Source organism: Photobacterium sp. DNB23_23_1, from assembly GCF_052873815.1.
Genome location: NZ_JBNNXT010000007.1, coordinates 1 through 16,614, shown reverse-complemented (window position 1 = coordinate 16,614; position 16,614 = coordinate 1). Strand labels below are relative to the sequence as shown.

14 protein-coding genes are annotated in these 16,614 nt (G+C 49.2%); 6 read left to right on the top strand and 8 right to left on the bottom strand.

Annotated elements, in window-relative coordinates; genetic code table 11:
* The first annotated feature begins 64 nt into the window (after positions 1 to 64).
* Positions 65 to 790, top strand: coding sequence for a purine-nucleoside phosphorylase (gene deoD, locus ACVA53_RS06405; RefSeq protein ID WP_255044667.1), 726 nt, complete (start codon positions 65 to 67; stop codon positions 788 to 790).
* A gap of 93 nt (positions 791 to 883) precedes the next feature.
* Here deoD and ACVA53_RS06400 read toward each other — a convergent pair whose 3' ends face one another.
* Positions 884 to 1,498: a YtjB family periplasmic protein gene (locus ACVA53_RS06400; RefSeq protein ID WP_446504730.1), complete on the bottom strand. Its 615-nt coding sequence runs from the start codon at positions 1,496 to 1,498 to the stop codon at positions 884 to 886.
* 153 nt (positions 1,499 to 1,651) lie between these two features.
* On the opposite strand from ACVA53_RS06400, the gene serB reads away from it, so the two are divergent.
* Positions 1,652 to 2,617 (top strand): phosphoserine phosphatase, encoded by a 966-nt coding sequence (serB, locus tag ACVA53_RS06395; RefSeq protein WP_446504729.1) that lies wholly within the window; start codon positions 1,652 to 1,654, stop codon positions 2,615 to 2,617.
* 21 nt (positions 2,618 to 2,638) lie between these two features.
* Here the strand turns inward: serB and ACVA53_RS06390 are convergent, their stop codons facing one another.
* On the bottom strand, positions 2,639 to 4,996 hold the full coding sequence (locus tag ACVA53_RS06390) for a PilZ domain-containing protein (protein ID WP_446504728.1): 2,358 nt from the start codon (positions 4,994 to 4,996) through the stop codon (positions 2,639 to 2,641).
* Positions 4,997 to 5,129: 133 nt separating this feature from the next.
* Between ACVA53_RS06390 and radA the strand changes: the two genes are divergently transcribed.
* Entirely contained in the window at positions 5,130 to 6,518 is a 1,389-nt protein-coding gene (radA, locus tag ACVA53_RS06385; protein ID WP_255044671.1) for a DNA repair protein RadA, read from the top strand.
* 75 nt (positions 6,519 to 6,593) lie between these two features.
* Here radA and ettA read toward each other — a convergent pair whose 3' ends face one another.
* On the bottom strand, positions 6,594 to 8,261 hold the full coding sequence (ettA, locus tag ACVA53_RS06380) for an energy-dependent translational throttle protein EttA (protein WP_255044672.1): 1,668 nt from the start codon (positions 8,259 to 8,261) through the stop codon (positions 6,594 to 6,596).
* A 398-nt stretch (positions 8,262 to 8,659) separates the two neighbouring features.
* Between ettA and sltY the strand changes: the two genes are divergently transcribed.
* Together sltY and trpR are read left to right on the top strand one after the other, a co-directional pair.
* A complete protein-coding gene (gene sltY / locus ACVA53_RS06375; protein WP_446504727.1) occupies positions 8,660 to 10,591 on the top strand; it encodes a murein transglycosylase in 1,932 nt (643 codons plus the stop codon).
* 83 nt (positions 10,592 to 10,674) lie between these two features.
* Positions 10,675 to 10,992 (top strand): trp operon repressor, encoded by a 318-nt coding sequence (trpR, locus tag ACVA53_RS06370; RefSeq protein ID WP_255044673.1) that lies wholly within the window; start codon positions 10,675 to 10,677, stop codon positions 10,990 to 10,992.
* 85 nt (positions 10,993 to 11,077) lie between these two features.
* Here trpR and yjjX read toward each other — a convergent pair whose 3' ends face one another.
* The 4 genes from yjjX to ACVA53_RS06350 form a co-directional block, all read right to left on the bottom strand.
* Entirely contained in the window at positions 11,078 to 11,599 is a 522-nt protein-coding gene (yjjX, locus tag ACVA53_RS06365) for an inosine/xanthosine triphosphatase (RefSeq protein WP_255044674.1), read from the bottom strand.
* 156 nt (positions 11,600 to 11,755) lie between these two features.
* Entirely contained in the window at positions 11,756 to 12,394 is a 639-nt protein-coding gene (locus ACVA53_RS06360) for a helix-turn-helix domain-containing protein (RefSeq protein WP_255044675.1), read from the bottom strand.
* Positions 12,395 to 12,915: 521 nt separating this feature from the next.
* Complete coding sequence (locus ACVA53_RS06355; protein ID WP_446504726.1) at positions 12,916 to 14,022, bottom strand: M20/M25/M40 family metallo-hydrolase; 1,107 nt, start codon at positions 14,020 to 14,022, stop codon at positions 12,916 to 12,918.
* Between the two features lie 232 nt (positions 14,023 to 14,254).
* Positions 14,255 to 14,536 (bottom strand): hypothetical protein, encoded by a 282-nt coding sequence (locus tag ACVA53_RS06350; RefSeq protein WP_446504725.1) that lies wholly within the window; start codon positions 14,534 to 14,536, stop codon positions 14,255 to 14,257.
* A gap of 411 nt (positions 14,537 to 14,947) precedes the next feature.
* On the opposite strand from ACVA53_RS06350, the gene ACVA53_RS06345 reads away from it, so the two are divergent.
* Positions 14,948 to 16,111, top strand: coding sequence for a threonine/serine ThrE exporter family protein (locus ACVA53_RS06345; protein WP_255044678.1), 1,164 nt, complete (start codon positions 14,948 to 14,950; stop codon positions 16,109 to 16,111).
* Positions 16,112 to 16,188: 77 nt separating this feature from the next.
* On the opposite strand, the gene ACVA53_RS06340 is transcribed toward ACVA53_RS06345, so the two are convergent.
* Entirely contained in the window at positions 16,189 to 16,542 is a 354-nt protein-coding gene (locus ACVA53_RS06340) for a DNA/RNA helicase domain-containing protein (RefSeq protein WP_446504724.1), read from the bottom strand.
* Positions 16,543 to 16,614 lie beyond the last annotated feature (72 nt).

The following is a 16,614-nucleotide window of genomic DNA, read 5'->3' as shown; positions in this document are numbered from 1 at the left end:
ACAAGACAAGATTACATTGAGTTGGTTATGCAAAAAACCAACAGATGACAGAAAGGAAATAACGATGGCTACTCCTCACATTAATGCTGAAATGGGTGACTTTGCAGATGTAGTACTGATGCCGGGCGATCCGCTACGTGCTAAGTACATTGCAGAAACGTTCCTAGACGATGCAAAAGAAGTGTGTAACGTACGTAACATGTTCGGTTACACAGGTACTTACAAAGGTCGTAAGATCTCTGTAATGGGTCACGGTATGGGTATCCCTTCATGTTCTATCTACGCGACTGAGCTGATCAAAGACTACGGCGTGAAGAAAATTATCCGTGTGGGTAGCTGTGGTGCAGTACGTGATGACGTGAACCTGCGTGATGTTGTGATCGGTATGGGTGCGTCAACGGACTCTAAAGTTAACCGTATCCGTTTTGGTGACCACGACTTCGCAGCACTGGCTGATTTCGGCATGGTACAGAACGCGGTTGACGCGGCAAAAGCTAAAGGCGTAGACGTTAAGGTGGGTAACATTTTCTCTGCGGACTTGTTCTACAACCCAGATTTCGACTTCTTCCAGACGATGAAGAAATACGGCATTGTCGGTGTTGAAATGGAAGCGGCAGGTATCTATGGTCTGGCTGCTGAGTTCGGTGCAAAAGCACTGACTATCTGTACTGTCTCTGACCACATCTTGCGCGGCGAAGCGACAACCTCTGAAGAGCGTCAGTTGACCTTCAATGACATGATGGAAATCGCATTGGAATCTGTTCTACTGGGTGATGCTGAAGAAGCGTAAAACAGTACGAGAACAACAAAAAGGGCTTGCCACTGGCAAGCCCTTTTTTTATCACTGTCTTTTTGCCTAATCCTGATTGGTATTATTGGCCATTTAATCGTTTTTAACCTCGCTGGGCAGGACGGGGAAGTGCCAATTTTCTTTTCGGTTACCGAAGGTAATGGCCAGCAGGAAACCGATGACCATCGCACTGGCGATCAGAGTCCGGATAATATTGGTGATAGCATCAATATCGGCCATGGTTTCGGCGATAAGCTTGTCATGCTCTAGCGTGATACGGACAAAACCTACGACTTGGTGCTGGCTCATGATTGGCTCAATCAGTTGCTGGCGGCCATAGCTGGCAACGGCCAGCGGGGTCGACAGCCCTGTTACTTGCGGCAGCGGCAAAGCATCTTGGCTTTTGGCCAGAGTAATGCCTTCCAGATCATAGATGCTGGCATCGAGCAGCAAGGGTTCTTTGGCCAGTTGCTCGACAAGCAGTTGCAGCCGGTCTTGGTTTTTTTCAATCACGTCCGTTGATGCCGTATCGGCGGCCTGCCGGACAACTAAGCGTGAGAGCTGCTGAGTTTGATCGCTCAGGGTACGGTAGTTTTGCTTGGCCAGGTTGGAACCATATTCAACCATGGTGATCACTGCCGCTAGGCAGCTTAACAGGATGAACAGTCGCCAGACTTTTTGGAATTGGGTCAGTTTTTTCTTCATCATATCGGCAGTGTATTCAAGACCAATCTCATTTTTGAGCTTGCTCTGGTAATTTGCAATAGGGTAAGTTGGTTAACCAAGCGACTTCAAAATGCTCGATTCAGCATTGAATCCTGCATCTTGAGGTTACTTAGATAATTAGGCGTTTACTTTAACATGGATGGTTTGCAAGTGCTCAAAATAAGGAAACACACCTCTTTACTACAGCGATTTCCGGAAGTGGTGTCGGCCAGCAATCGTGACCGACAGCGTTCGACAACCTTGATTTTCGGTCGCTCGATAGATGCGGTTGCGGTTCACGCGATAGAAGCTGCGTATGGTGCTCCGCTGACGCTGACGGCAGCTTGGAAAGTGGGGCAATACGACTGTTTGTTGTTGGCGACCCCGTATTCATTGCATCTGGAACGATGCGTGACTCGTGCGCAGCTTGATATTGCCGACCTTACTCAATGTCCAGATCTACGCGAGCCCGGCTTGGTGGTGATGGATATGGACTCGACGGCAATTGAAATCGAGTGCATTGATGAGATCGCCATATTGGCAGGCGTCGGTGAGCAGGTGGCGGAAGTGACCGAGCGGGCGATGTTGGGTGAGCTGGATTTTGAACAAAGCCTGCGCCAGCGGGTTGCGGCATTGGCGGGCAGCGATGCCGCCATTCTCGAGCAAGTCAAAAGCCAGCTCCCGTTTATGCCCGAGCTGCGTGAGCTGGTGGCAACTCTGCACCATTATGGCTGGAAGGCGGCGATTGCATCAGGCGGCTTTACTTACTTTTCCGATCACCTCAAGCAGGAGCTGGATCTCGCTCATGCCCAGTCTAACACCTTGGAAATTGTCGATGGCAAACTCACGGGTCAAGTACTGGGCGATGTTGTGGACGCACAAGCCAAAGCGACGATATTGCGCAATTTGGCCGAACAACATGACATTCTACCGCACAATACCGTGGCTGTTGGCGATGGTGCCAATGATTTGGTGATGATCAATGCTGCTGGGCTTGGGGTGGCCTACCATGCCAAGCCGAAAGTTGAGGATGAGGCCCCGGTAGCAATTCGTTTTGCCGATCTCGGTGGCTTGATCTGTTTACTGTCAGTCTCTTTGGTGCCGCAGCAGTTGGGCTGGTAGGCACCAAAGAAAGCGAGTTGGTTATCTTATTTCGAGCCTGATCAGCACTTCATCGGTGATATCTAGGATCTCGCCACTGCCGATAACCGAGTTGAGCTCTTGTTCCAGTGATCTTGCCCGGTGCAATACCAGTCGGGCAAGCTCGCCGAGCTCTTTACCTATCAAAGCCGTCATTGGGCTCAGTACCGGGGCGGCCGTGATCCTGAGTGCCATAAAACTACCGGCCGCTTTGGCGTGATTGATATAGTTGATCCGCTCTTCGATCGTACGGAATTCATCAAGCAGCTTGGCATCAATTCGCAGGGGGTGGCCCGGCTGTTGTTCAATCGCCAGATAGATCTCATGGATGAAGGGCTGGTTGATCTCAATTGGTCGCATGGTTTCAGACAGCAGTTGTTTTACCCGGTTGCGAAATAATGGCTCCAGTGAGCAACCTTTTCCGCCGGCGAGTTGGTTGAACAGTTTGATCGGCGGCGGAGGAGGGAAGTTACAGCCAACCGCCTTTAATTTGATCTTGTGGTCAACTTTTTCGGCAAAGTACGGAATCGTCTTCAATTTGGTCAGTAGCATTTGGTGCATGGCCAGCAACAACTCTCCTTGCGGCAATTTCTCCTCGGTCATCTCCAGTTTATTTTCGTTGTGCAGAATGAGCTTACGCAGGAAATGCTCGCTTTGTGCTGCTTGTTGCCCGGATCCTGTCGTCAGCTGGATATTGCAGTAGTCAGGGCTGATCCTGACGACGCGGTAGGGGACGTGACTCAATGGGCTATTTTTATTGCTTTTTTGCAAGCCGGGGAATGAGACCTCCACCTGCTCATCACGGTGCAGTGCTAACGGAGTCGCCAGTTTGATATTCAGCCCACGAGTAGAAAAATCAATGCTCTGCCCTGTGACCGTCTGGCTATCCGCGGTGGACAGGGTGATAGGCGTATCGAACAAATACCGGTCTTCGCTTCGTTGTGGCCGTGGATCAAAATACACCGCTTTGGCCGCTGATACCGGGTTGCGAGGATGGCGGAATACCTGCAGGGCCTTGCTCGGTAGTTGTGGTTTGACGCTCAGGCGGTAATCTTGCTGGGCGTTGTGGTTGGTAAGATCTTGCAATACCCCGACATGGGTCAAGGTGCTTAGCTTGTCGACCATATCAGGCGCAATTTGCTTGAGGCTATCGATATCCTCTTGGTCGATAGGCTGCAAGCTCAGACGCATTACCCGCCAGCTATCACGTTGCGCTCCTACATGCCAGAATAGGCGACGTTGCTCGGTATTCATCTCTGGCAGGGCTGCTGAATAGAAGAAGGTTTTACCATCATGTTCGTGAATAAAACTGTACAGCAGTGTGCTGGACTGTTTCAGGCCAGCTTTGCCTAGGCTGGCCAAGCGCTCTTGTGAAATTAAGTGGTTGAGGACAGGTTGGTTCCGTTCATCGTGCCAATGGGCCCAGATATGGCGATTGTATTGGGTCAGCAGGCAGTAGGTCAGTTGGGTATCGGAGAGAAACACCGGTAGGCTGGTACTGTGCTTGAGAAAACAATGCTCGTAACCACGGGTACGGATTTGGATGACTTTGTCATCGTGGTTGTGCCGAGTTCGGTTTTGGGATTGGTTCAGGCCCTGATCAATCACCGATTTAATTAATGTATTGTCACTTAACAGTTTCAGGCGAAGCCACTTGTAGCTGTCGTTATCCGGATTTTCGTCAATTCCGAGGATCCGGTAACTCAGACCCTTGACTAAGCGTGGGTCATTCAACTTCTCGGCCAGAGCAGGAAAGCGCACGACTATGTTCATACCGAGCTTATAGTTGAACGCGGCAGGGACTTTGAACTTGGCACCGGAATAAGATAGATCGGCACTGATCCCATTGACCGTCTGGCTCAATGGTAGTTCCAGCACGGCTTGGGTGGCAATTTGCCAGCGGTTCTCGTTACGGGTCAGGTAGTGACCAAAACGAAGCAGCGGTGCCACAAGCGGGTTGTCTGACTGCGAGGCCGCTTGGGCGACCGGTTTGGGCTGCAGTTTTCCTTGCTGGTGCATTACCCGGAAGTTGTTGCGGGTGTTCATCAGCGCTTCGTACAGGCCGACCCTGAACTGGTTACCAAAGATTTTGATCCGCTTGTGGTAGGTATTGATCGCCACATCATCGAGCCAGTGCTGGCGGCCGTTGAGTTGGTAGGGGCGACACTCCCCCTGAACGCGGCCGCGTAGGTCCACGGCCTTCAGGCAAGGCGACATGATGCGGTTTAATTCCATTTTCAACTGCAGCCGGGTTGGGCCGTCTTCGCCTTCGGTCAGCATCTGGAAGACGTCGTTAAAATCCTCGCTATCGTAAACAGGGATTAGTCTTTCAATCAGTCCTTTGTAATCGTCAAGCACCATAGTTATTTTTGATTATCTCATTATTCGTTTATTATCGGCGTATTTCCTGAAGCGTTGAGTTTTTTGCAACCTGCAGGTACCCCTATTCTACATCCCTTCGGGATGTGTTTAACCAAATATATCAAGGTGAATCATGGCAAAAACCAAGCGGGCTTATGTGTGTAGTGATTGTGGCGCAGACTTCCCCCGCTGGCAGGGTCAGTGTAGCGCGTGTGCGGCATGGAATACGATCACTGAGTTCACAGTTCCCAAAACACGATCCGCCTTGGGTGGGAGTTCAGCATCTGGCACAAGCAGCTATGCCGGCGCTACGACCAAGATACAGAAATTGTCAGAGGTCGAAACCAAAGATTTGCCTCGTTACAGCTCCGGTATCTCCGAGCTGGACCGGGTGTTTGGTGGCGGTATCGTACCGGGCTCTGTACTGCTACTGTGTGGTGATCCGGGGGCCGGCAAGTCTACTTTGCTACTCCAGAGTATCGGCTCGGTAGCGGCCTCGAAATCGTCGCTGTATGTGTCGGGTGAGGAATCGATCCATCAGATCTCGCAACGGGCCAAGCGATTGGGAACCCAGAATCTCGATAATATCAATGTGGTGGCCGAAACGTCGGTGGAAGCGATTATCGAACATATTCGGGCGCAGAAAACTGAATTTGTGATTATTGACTCAATCCAGACCATGACGGTTGCGCACAATGATTCGGCAGCAGGGAGCCCGAGTCAGGTTAAGGAATCTGCGGCAGCGTTGACGCGGTTTGCCAAGACCGAAGGCGTAACGTTTATGATTGTCGGTCACATCAATAAAGATTCCAACGTCGCGGGTCCGATGCAGCTGATCCATATTGTTGATGGTTTATTTGCCCTGTCGTCGACGGCGGATGAGAAGTTCCGGGTACTGCGTACGTCCAAGAACCGCTTCGGTGCCGATTCTGAGTCATGTTTCTTTGCCATGACCGAGACGGGCATGAAACAGGTGAAGAACCCGTCGGCGATTTTCCTTAGCCGTTCGGACAAGAACCATGCGGGCTCAGCCTGTACCACGCTGTGGGAGGGAACTCGTCCGTTGCTGGTGGAAATACAGGCGCTGTGCAACAACTCGGTGACCGAGAATCCCCGTCGCCTGACGGTGGGTTACGACAATAACCGTCTGGCAATGTCGATAGCGGTCCTCGCCCGTCATGGCGGGGTCATGCTGTCTGATATGGATATCTTCGTCAACTGTGTCGGGGGGATCAAAATTGAAGAGACCTCAGCGGATTTGGCGGTGTTATTGTCTATTTTCTCTAGTTTCAAAAACGCCCCTATCCCGCAGGATGTATTGGTGTTCGGTGAGATTGGCCTGAATGCCGATATCCGGCCAGCAGCCAACGGGGTGGAGCGGATCCGCGAAGCGGTCAAGCAGGGCTTTACTCGAGCCATTGTGCCTAAAGCCAATGCCAGCCGTCAGATCCCGGGGATTGAAATTATCGCGGTGGAAGATCTGCAGGAAGCCCTCACGGCGTTTGAGCGGGTAGCATTGTAGGTTGGTGCTAAATGACAGGTAAAAGAAAGGGCTGCATGATGCAGCCCTTTTGGTCTCTAGCGGACGGTAAGTGAGTTACTTAGCAATACGCTTGTACTTGATACGGTGTGGCTCAGCCGCTTGTGCGCCCAGTGTTTTCTTCAGCCAATCCGTGTATTCGGTGTAGTTACCTTCGAAGAAGTTAACCTGACCTTCGTCACGGTAGTCAAGAATGTGGGTAGCGATACGGTCAAGGAACCAACGGTCGTGCGAGATCACCATGGCACAGCCCGGGAACTCAAGCAGTGCTTCTTCTAGTGCGCGAAGCGTCTCGACGTCAAGGTCATTGGTTGGTTCATCGAGTAGCAGTACGTTACCGCCTGCTTTCAGAAGCTTCGCCAAGTGAACACGGTTACGCTCACCACCCGACAAATCACCAATGCGTTTTTGTTGATCACTACCACGGAAGTTGAAGCGCGATACGTATGCACGAGCAGGGACTTCGTAGTTGTTGATACGGATGATTTCCGAGCCTTCAGAAATTTCCTGATACACGGTGTTGTTGTCGTTCATGCTGTCACGGAACTGATCAACAGAGGCTAGGCTTACAGTCGTCCCCATATCAATGGTGCCAGAGTCAGGTTGCTCAGCACCGCTCAACATCTTGAAGAGGGTTGATTTACCTGCACCATTCGCACCAATGATGCCAACAATCGCACCCTTAGGCATGCTGAATGACAGATCATCAATAAGAACACGATCACCGTATGATTTGGTTAGGTTCGTTACATCGATGACTTTGTCACCCAAACGCTCACCTGGCGGAATGAACAATTCATTGGTTTCATTACGCTTTTGGTGATCGCTGGTGTTTAGCTCTTCAAAGCGCGCCATACGTGCTTTTGATTTCGCCTGACGGCCTTTCGGGTTCTGACGAACCCACTCTAGCTCTTTGGCGATGGTTTTCTGGCGAGCTTGCTCTTGGGATGATTCCTGCTTTAGACGGGCATCTTTCTGCTCTAGCCAAGAGGTGTAGTTACCTTCCCATGGAATACCTTCACCACGGTCAAGTTCCAAGATCCAGCCTGCAGCGTTATCGAGGAAATAACGGTCGTGGGTAATCGCCACAACGGTGCCACTGTAATCAACCAGGAAGTGCTCAAGCCAAGCCACAGATTCAGCATCAAGGTGGTTCGTTGGCTCATCGAGTAGCAGCATGTCTGGCTTGTCGAGTAGCAGGCGACAGATAGCAACACGGCGGCGCTCACCACCTGACAGGTGTTGGATTTTCGCATCCCACTCTGGCAGGCGCAGGGCATCAGCGGCACGCTCAAGCTGCATGTCTAGGTTGTGGCCGTCTTTGGTTTCGATCAGCGCTTCAAGTTCGCCTTGCTCTTTGGCCAGCACATCGAAGTCTGCATCAGGTTCTGCGTAAGCAGCGTAGACAGCGTCTAGGCGAGTAAGGGCATGTTTAACATCAGCCACCGACTCTTCAACGATTTCACGTACGGTTTTCTCTTCGTCCAGTACCGGTTCCTGAGGTAGGTAGCCTACCTTCAAGCCTGTTTGTGGACGCGCTTCACCTTCGATATCGGTATCGATACCTGCCATGATGCGCAGTAGGGTTGATTTACCCGAGCCGTTCAAACCGAGTACACCAATTTTGGCGCCAGGGAAGAAGCTCAATGAAATATCTTTTAGGATTTGACGCTTAGGTGGGACGATTTTACCCACGCGCGACATGGTATAGACGTATTCAGCCATATCCGTTTGCGATCTCTAAACTAAATGAAGGGGGTATTTTACCTGTTCTGGACATAAGTTTAACAGCAATGTTCATAATTAGTGGCCCAAGTGAGCGATAAGATACCACTCTGTACACACCTTTGTGCTGCCCGTACAGTTTCTTGCGTTATCTCTTTGCAATATCGTCATGTTAATTTTCTGCTGTGCTGCATGGATGGTGTTTGGCCCGCGGTAGCAAAGGCGAATAATGCAATTATTAAAAAGTGCAAATTGGTATTACGCTCAATAATGGGCTGCCTATTGGACACGGCAGTGCTTTTGCTGGTGGCAGAGGCTTGTAGAGATGGAATTAATATGCAATAAAACACACAGGTTGTTTGACCTGAATCAATATGGGCAACGAATGGAAGGGTGCTGTGTCTAGCAATAACAACGTCAGAGTATTTTCAGGTCTTGTGCTGTTTGTTGGCTTGTTGATGTCGCCTTTGATGCGAGCATCGACGCTGGAGCAGCAACGTGTATGGTATGAGCAGGCCCAAGTTTCTCTTGAGGAAAAAGATGAGGCCGCGTACAAGAAACTGCGTGGTAAGTTGGATGACTACCCTCTTACGCCTTATCTTGATTACCGCGAGTTTATTCAGACCCTGTATGACAAATCACCCAGTGAGGTGGAGGCATTCATTGAGCAATATGCCTCCTTGCCATTTAGCACCACGGTCAAGGATCGCTATCTGACCCACCTTGCAGCCACCGAGCGTTGGCAGAATTTTGTCGATGTTCAGCCGTTGCCGCCACGCAGCCAAGTACTGCGCTGCCATTATTATTACGCCCAAAGCAAAATTGGTAACAAGGATGTGGCTTGGCAAGGGGCGAATACATTGTGGCTGACCGGTAAGTCGACCCATGATGCGTGCGATCCGTTGCTCAACACTTGGCAAAAGGCGGGTAAGCGGACCGATGCGCTTGTTTTGGAACGGATGCTGTTGGTGTATGCCGAAGGTAACCGCGCCCGGCTCAATTACCTCAACAAGCAGCTAGGTGCCAAGAGCAAGCAAGCCGGTAAGGCGGTGCTCGAACTTTACGACAAACCGCAAGGTGTCGCCGCTTTTTCCAAGCGCAGTAAAGTGACGCCGCTCAATCAGAACCTGACCGTGTTGGCCTACAAAAAGCTGGTGCGCAGCGATATAAAAGAAGCGGTGAAGCAGTATGACAAAACGGTGCAGGGCCAGCATTTAGAAGAAGCCAAGCGCCAGTCACTGGCTGATTATACCGCCAGCCGATTGATGGCAACCGATGATGAACCGCTGCAGAAGTGGCGGGATAAAGTATTGGCAAAAACCAGCAATGTCAGTTTGCTTGAACGCCGTATTCGTCAGGCTATGCGGGAAGACAAATGGAACGAGGTTGAGCTGTGGGTGAACCGCTTGCCTGATAAGGCCAAGCAGAGCACTCGCTGGACTTTCTGGCAGGCGCGTTTGGCAGAGCGTGACGGCAACAAAGAACTCGCTTCGGAAAAGTACACCCAGATCTTGGGTCAGCGCGATTTCTACAGTGCCGCGGCAGCGACGGTGCTGGGCAAGCCAATCACTTACCCGGTAAAAACAGCGGGTGATGGTCAGGCTGATATCAAGGAATATGCAAAGGCCCTTGCACGGGTCAAAGAGCTTATCGCCGTGGACAAATTGCTGGCGGCCAACCGTGAGTGGCATTATTTGTTAAGGGGGATGGACAACGACCAAATCGTGGCCTTGGCTGCCTATGCGGCGACCCATAAATGGCACCATCTTGCGGTACAGGCGACAATCTCCGGCCAGCTATGGGATTACATCGAACTACGCTTCCCGGTTGCCCATAAATGGTGGTTTGATTTCTTTAGCAAGAAGCGTGAATTACCGGTCACCACCATGATGGCATTGGCCCGTCAGGAGAGTGCACTCAATATCGAGGCCATTTCACCTGTCGGTGCGCGTGGGCTTATGCAACTGATGCCAGCTACGGCCAAAGAAACGGCCAAGAAGCTGGGGCGTAACTACGAAGGGAAAAGCAGCTTGTTTGATCCTGGCGTCAATATTCGCCTTGGCAGCGGTTATTTGAAAATGATGCTCGAGCAATATGACAACAACCGTATTTTCGCCTTTGCCGCTTATAATGCAGGGCCGAGTCGTGTGACGCGCTGGCGCAAAGGTACGGATGGCAGATTGGATGTCTACGCCTTTATCGAGGCTATTCCGTTCAACGAAACCCGGGGCTATGTCCAGAATATACTTATGTTTGAAATCTATTATGGCGACCTGACCCAAAGCCCAGTCCCATTGCTGACCGAAAATGAGATCAACACCAAGTATTAGCTTTTTTTACACAAAGGCTAGGTTGTCGGTGGTTAAAGGGATAGAATCAGTACTCGAGAACGAGTACATCAAATGAGGATGACATGTCGAATAGCCAAGAAACCCCGGAATTTACCGAGTGGCGACAAGTGGTTGATATCTTGCGCCAGGCAACAACAGAGCAGAAAGACGATACTTTGTTAAGGCTGTTGCTCACGCCCGATGAACGGTCGGTGTTACTTTCCCGGGTTAATATTCTACATGAACTGCTCAATGGCGAGCGTAGCCAACGTAAGATCAGTGAACTGCTGGGGGTCGGGGTGGCAACCATCACCCGGGGCTCTAATGAGCTCAAGCACCATGATGATGATATCAAGGTGTGGTTATCCGCGTTGCTTAAAGAGCAAAGCCCTCACAACTGAGAGCATACAATTGAAAAAAAAGCCTCCTGAACGCGAAGTTCAGGAGGCTTTTTTTTCTCGGAAGCTGACCGATATAGCGATTAATTTATTTTGAAAATAATACCGGGTGAATAAATGGGATAAGAGCCAATATCAATGCCTGTTGGTAGACCGAGCTACGGCTGAGTAGGTGGTTGGTTAGCATCGCAATCGCACCGCCTTTTTGTTTGATGTTGGTCTGGTTGAACATTTCGTCCATCACATCACCCAGCTCTTCGCCTTGGTGTAGTTTGTCCAGAGCCTGTGGGGGAAGCGGTAGTGATGCCGAGCGTGCTTCACCGCGGGTTTCACCGTTTTCGATCACCATCCAGGCAAAGGTAAAAGATCCATCGATACCGGCTTCTAGGCCAACGTAATAGTCTGCCTGCGGCGCCGCTTGACGGGCATTGCTTACGCGGTTTCTTGCACCCTGCAAGGTTTCGTCTGCGCACATTGGCTGGTCGCGGACCCCGCTGTTCACGCTGATCCCCTCAATTGTAAACTGCTCGCCGGGAAAGGTGTGGTTGAAGGCATTTTCAACGGCTGAAATCTTGGCGGGATTGGTTGAAGCGACAATAATCTTAGGCATAGCAAACATCCATTATCTGAGTGCTTACTATTCTAATACCAAACTGAATATTAGTCTGTTCATAGGACTGAATATTACTCAGCTTGGTATATGATTTGGCGGCGTGTTGTCACGCCGCCAAATTGGCATAATCAACAGGGCTTATGTTACCTGTGATTAACGGTTGTATGCCCAGTCTGACTGGATGATGAAACCATGGATCTGGAACTCCCCGTTGTTGACAAACAAGTTAGGGAAATCAGGCTGCGAGGTTGAGAATACGACACCGTCGGCAAGCTGTGTCATGTGGTAGAAATCAGGTTCGCTACCACGAACAGAGGCGAATACCGGCTGCTTAGGTTGGTAAACCGCGGTTTTAGTGGCAAGTGCATAGCTACCCACAGGTGCACACCGTGAGATGTTTTCATTATCTACCAATAGGCCCAGACAATCTTCACGCAACATGTGCTGAGGGATGGCACGCTTGCTGATCACATCCACCGAAGCGCCGCTGCGAAAAGACATGAAGTCTTTGCGGTGGATGATTGGGATATAGGTGCTGGTGGTACCTTGATCAACGTTGTTGTTGATCGTCGTCGTGGCTTGAGTGCCAGTATCCACTTGGCCTGTTAGCAAATAACTGATTGACGTGCTCAGTGCCTCGGCAATTTTCTCCAGTTCGCGAACTTCAATACCGTATTTACCAGACAGCTTACGGCTCATTGTCCCTTGCTGAAGATCAAGAGCTTCGCCCAATTGCTTTTGGCTGATCCCTTGGATTTTAGCTAATCGCTTAATTCGTTCTAAATATTCCATACTCACTAGCTTCCTGCTGATAAATGGTCTGATGCAAAAACGCATTCTTAAATGTCATATTGATTGTACTGATAACAATCGATTCGGGATCTGGCAGGTATAAAAAATGCGATTGGTTTCGTTATGGGCATATCAGTTTTTTTCAAGATGGGCAAAAAAGGGAACAATTTTCGTAAATTGAAATAAGATCCAAGCGTTAATTTTGTTGGACTAAGATCACTTTTTGTAGCGTGTATGGCGAGGTGGTGAACAGAGATAAAGGTGCTGTAAATTTCTCTGTTATTTTTTTAAGGTTATGAAAAATAATGCTTTAATGGGTTTTTATATGTTTATGGATAATGGGGTGACTAAGCTTAATGAAATGTTTTTGTTGTATTGGTTTTAATTATGAATTTCTCTCATGTTGGCTGGTTTTTTACGATAAACAGCAACAAAGCGCCAAAACGCTCCAGGAGAGGTGAGTCAAACATGTATGCTTTTAGGGAATAAAGAGGAAGGTGGACCTTCCTCTTTAAAAGGGATTAGCGAGTTAGGTAGGTATACAAGAACTTGGTGATCTCTACCATGTCATCAATTTTGATGAACTCTTCCGTCGTGTGCACCTTCGCCATACCGGTAGACAGGTTCACCGTCTTCAGGCCTTTGCTGTTGAAGATGTTTGCGTCACTGCCGCCGCCCGTTGGCTTGGTCATAGGCTCGATGCCGTTGGCTTCGAAAGCCGCTTTGATCTGCTCAACATGCGAGTCATTATCGGCAATGCGGTAAGCGTTGTAAGCGCGCTTAGACGCAATGTTGATTTCCGCCCCGTGCTTTTCAGCCGCTGCTTCAAATGTGCTGATCATGTGGTCGACTTGCGCTTGTAGTTTGTCGTCATCCAGTGAGCGCGCTTCTGCTTCGATAAATAGTTCAGGCATGACGATGTTCGTCGCCTGGCCACCTTTTACCACACCGATGTTTGCGGTGGTTTCTTCATCGATGCGAGATAGCTTCATGTTGGTGATTGCATCGGCAGCAACCGTCAGGGCATTGATCCCTTCTTCCGGAGCAAGGCCGGCGTGGGCTGGCGTACCGGTGATGTTCACCTTCAGGTTCTGCTGGCCTGGTGCCGTCGTGATGATAGTACCGATAGGGCCGCCTGAATCGAATACGATACCGGTTAACGACTCTACCTTGCTCATGTCGAAGTTCTGCGAACCGTGTAGGCCACCTTCTTCATATACAGTGAACGCCAACTCGATAGTCTGGTGCTCTGCACCGTCAGCCTTGATCGAGCGCACCGCTTCCATAATGGCTGCAATACCTGATTTGTCATCACCGCCTAGAATCGTGTTGCCTTTCGAGCGGATGATACCGTCTTCGATAATTGGCTCGATGCCGTTACCTGGAGTAACGGTATCCATGTGGCAGCTTAGCAAGATTGTGCCTTCCAGCTTGCCTTCTAGTTTGGCGTAGATGTTGAAGCCGTTGGAGATCTCAGCAGGAACAGGAAGCTTTTGTACGTCAAAGCCCATTTCACCTAGCTGCTCGGCCAGTGTTTCGGCAATCGCTTTTTCGTTGCACGACTCACTGTCGATTTTAACCAGTTCAATAAAGTGTTGGACCAGACGGTCCTGATTGATATTTGCCATTTAAAGCACCTCCGTTATGGCAGCCATATTACGTGAACTGGCTGAACTAACATTGATCTGTTCACCAATATCGTGGGTGTAATCACTATAAAACCTAAAATGTTAAGGGTATTGTTCTGGGGTGTTGGGGAAATGTGCTGTCGTGGTTGGGGAGGTGTGGGGGAGTCGTTAAGGGGATGGCTCCAAGTCCTTACTCGTATGATTTGAAGCCTAGGGTAAAAAGTGTCGTGGTTTACATCAATGTCTCGTAGAACTCATCCATTAGGTTTTCGAGTAGAAAGAGCTGCTCAGTTTCTTCTTCACTTAGCTCGTCCTTGTTGTAGAGCAAATCCATTTGGGCCTGAATAGTCGCTACCTCTTTCATCACCTCCACATTATGTTGCTCCAATATCTCATCCAGATCTTGCGCGTGTAGTGGAGAAATATAGAACGAGGCGATGAAAACCGTCATTGCAGTAAAGAGCAGCGGCTTGATTGGTGTCAGTGCCTTGATTTTTGTTGTAGGGGATTTCATTGACCGGCTCCATTGGCTTTATTGTGATAGGAGATAAAGCGTATGGAATTGATTATTGGATAACTATGATATTGCTCAATGATTCTTAGTAAGAAATGAATGATTACAAATAATGAGCGGCTAGCATCATTCCATGAATAGGGGCAGTCCATCAATGTTATTAGTGATAACTTATGTTCGAGTTAAGCTGCTGACTATTAGGGATCTTAAAGGTGGTGATAGTAAGCGTGCTACACGGCTTTTGAATGATGATTTGCATATATATTTCAAAGTTTTAGTAGCATGAAATTGCTAAAACTTATTACGGGTGAAAAAGCATAGATGCAATGCTCATTCTGAGACTACGCTCACTCGTAACTGTGGCACTTATTTGTTACCTTACAGGCGTTTTTGACTCACTCTGATCTGACTATGACTTCACAATACATCATCAATAAAGTTGTAGAAATTGGGGATACGTTGCATCGCTGTGGGTGCCCACCCTACAAGGTGGAAAAGTATACCCAGCACTATGCAAAAAAATATGATGCGGATGTCATGGTGCAGGCCATGCCAACCTCGATTAACTATCAGTTTCTTGGCAAGAGAGATACCGTCGTTCTAAAGCGCTACAAACCCGCCTCTATTGACCTCGCCTTACTGGCCAATACCATTGACCGTATTAATCAACCTCGTAAAGAAAAACCAGCGCAAGACTTTCACTACCCTAAATGGGTTGCAGCATTGGCCAATATGGGGATCCCCCCAGCTTATCTTCTGTTGGTAGGTAGTACATTAGAAGCGGTTGGGTATGCCACCTTGCTTGGGTTGATGGTTTGGTTAGTACAGTTGATTTGCCATGGCCGCCGTGCAATTGCTGTTGAGTTTATAGCGGCATTGATAACCGGTTTGTTTGTTGCCTTCATTGTGAGCCTTGGCATTAATGTGCCTGTTTGGGCGCTGTGTATTGCTTCGATAGTCTTGTTTGTACCCGGATTATCGATTGCTAACTCATTGGAGTGTTTGGCATTCAATGATTTGGTCTCTGGGACCGCTTTGCTCGGGCAAAGTATGCTAACCCTACTCAAGCTGTTTATCGGGGTGATGATTGGTTTGAGCATTGGTGAGGCTTGGTGGGGCCCCGTGGATACTATCCCGTACACCAATGAAATTCCCCTATGGCTGCATGTCTTTGGCTTGATGTTGATTTCAACGTCGATCGGGGTGATCTTCAATGCCCGCCCACAAGATATTTTGCTTGGGCTACCGGTTGCGGTATTAGGGATGTGGGGGCCGATGTACTTGGGCTTTGGTGGCGACTGGGTAGTGGGCACTTGGGTGACAACCGTGTTGATCACCTTGTATGGCACTAAAATTGCCAAGTTGCTTAATCTAACCGGCTCTATTTATATTGTGCAGGGGATCATTATTCTGGTTCCCGGCAGTCGGGTGTTGATTAGCGCGAGCCAATCAGTATTCGAGCAATCTATCTTGCCTATCCCTAATATCGGCTTGTCTGCCATCTTCATGTTTTCAGCAATTGTGGCAGGGCAGATCACGGCCTATTCACTTTACTCGCCAAAGATAGATCGTTAATCACTAGTTATTATTAAATACCGCTAGTTCAGTAAACTAGCGGTATTTTTAAAAGTTTAAGCTGCTACTTTTAGCTATCAACTTACAGGTAAGGTTTGGAACCCGCACTGCAGAAGGTATTGGTAGGTGTGTTGGTAATAGCTACATGGGCGAGTTGGGTCGCCGTCGTTTCCTTCTGGTACAAAGATCACCATGCCTTGTCGTGCGCGCGTCAGCAGTACTCGGTAAGCATTCTCTAGATAGCGTTTATCTTGCTCTTTGTTACGTTTTTGCCACTTAGTGCCTTTGAAGCGCCAATGCTCAAATCGTTTATCAATATAACGATAGTCTGCATCCCATCCAACCAGACACCAGTCTAGCTCAAGCCCTTGGACATCAAACTCAGTAGCAACATCTTCTAGGAAGTGACATGAGCGGATATTGTCGTGCATGCGCCGGAGCAAACCGGACACCTATTCCGGCATTATCCGGACAGTCATTCCGTTTTAATCCGGACACCCATT

Bases quoted from the DNA above. Each gene is read 5' to 3' on its own strand.
- ACVA53_RS06360 (WP_255044675.1), bottom strand. From the start codon at position 12,394: ATGGAATATTTAGAACGAATTAAGCGATTAGCTAAAATCCAAGGGATC.
- ACVA53_RS06400 (WP_446504730.1), bottom strand. From the start codon at position 1,498: ATGATGAAGAAAAAACTGACCCAATTCCAAAAAGTCTGGCGACTGTTC.
- radA (WP_255044671.1), top strand. From the start codon at position 5,130: ATGGCAAAAACCAAGCGGGCTTATGTGTGTAGTGATTGTGGCGCAGAC.
- ACVA53_RS06340 (WP_446504724.1), bottom strand. From the start codon at position 16,542: ATGCACGACAATATCCGCTCATGTCACTTCCTAGAAGATGTTGCTACT.
- yjjX (WP_255044674.1), bottom strand. From the start codon at position 11,599: ATGCCTAAGATTATTGTCGCTTCAACCAATCCCGCCAAGATTTCAGCC.
- deoD (WP_255044667.1), top strand. From the start codon at position 65: ATGGCTACTCCTCACATTAATGCTGAAATGGGTGACTTTGCAGATGTA.
- trpR (WP_255044673.1), top strand. From the start codon at position 10,675: ATGTCGAATAGCCAAGAAACCCCGGAATTTACCGAGTGGCGACAAGTG.
- ACVA53_RS06390 (WP_446504728.1), bottom strand. From the start codon at position 4,996: ATGGTGCTTGACGATTACAAAGGACTGATTGAAAGACTAATCCCTGTT.
- ACVA53_RS06355 (WP_446504726.1), bottom strand. From the start codon at position 14,022: ATGGCAAATATCAATCAGGACCGTCTGGTCCAACACTTTATTGAACTG.
- ettA (WP_255044672.1), bottom strand. From the start codon at position 8,261: ATGGCTGAATACGTCTATACCATGTCGCGCGTGGGTAAAATCGTCCCA.
- serB (WP_446504729.1), top strand. From the start codon at position 1,652: ATGGATGGTTTGCAAGTGCTCAAAATAAGGAAACACACCTCTTTACTA.
- ACVA53_RS06350 (WP_446504725.1), bottom strand. From the start codon at position 14,536: ATGAAATCCCCTACAACAAAAATCAAGGCACTGACACCAATCAAGCCG.
- ACVA53_RS06345 (WP_255044678.1), top strand. From the start codon at position 14,948: ATGACTTCACAATACATCATCAATAAAGTTGTAGAAATTGGGGATACG.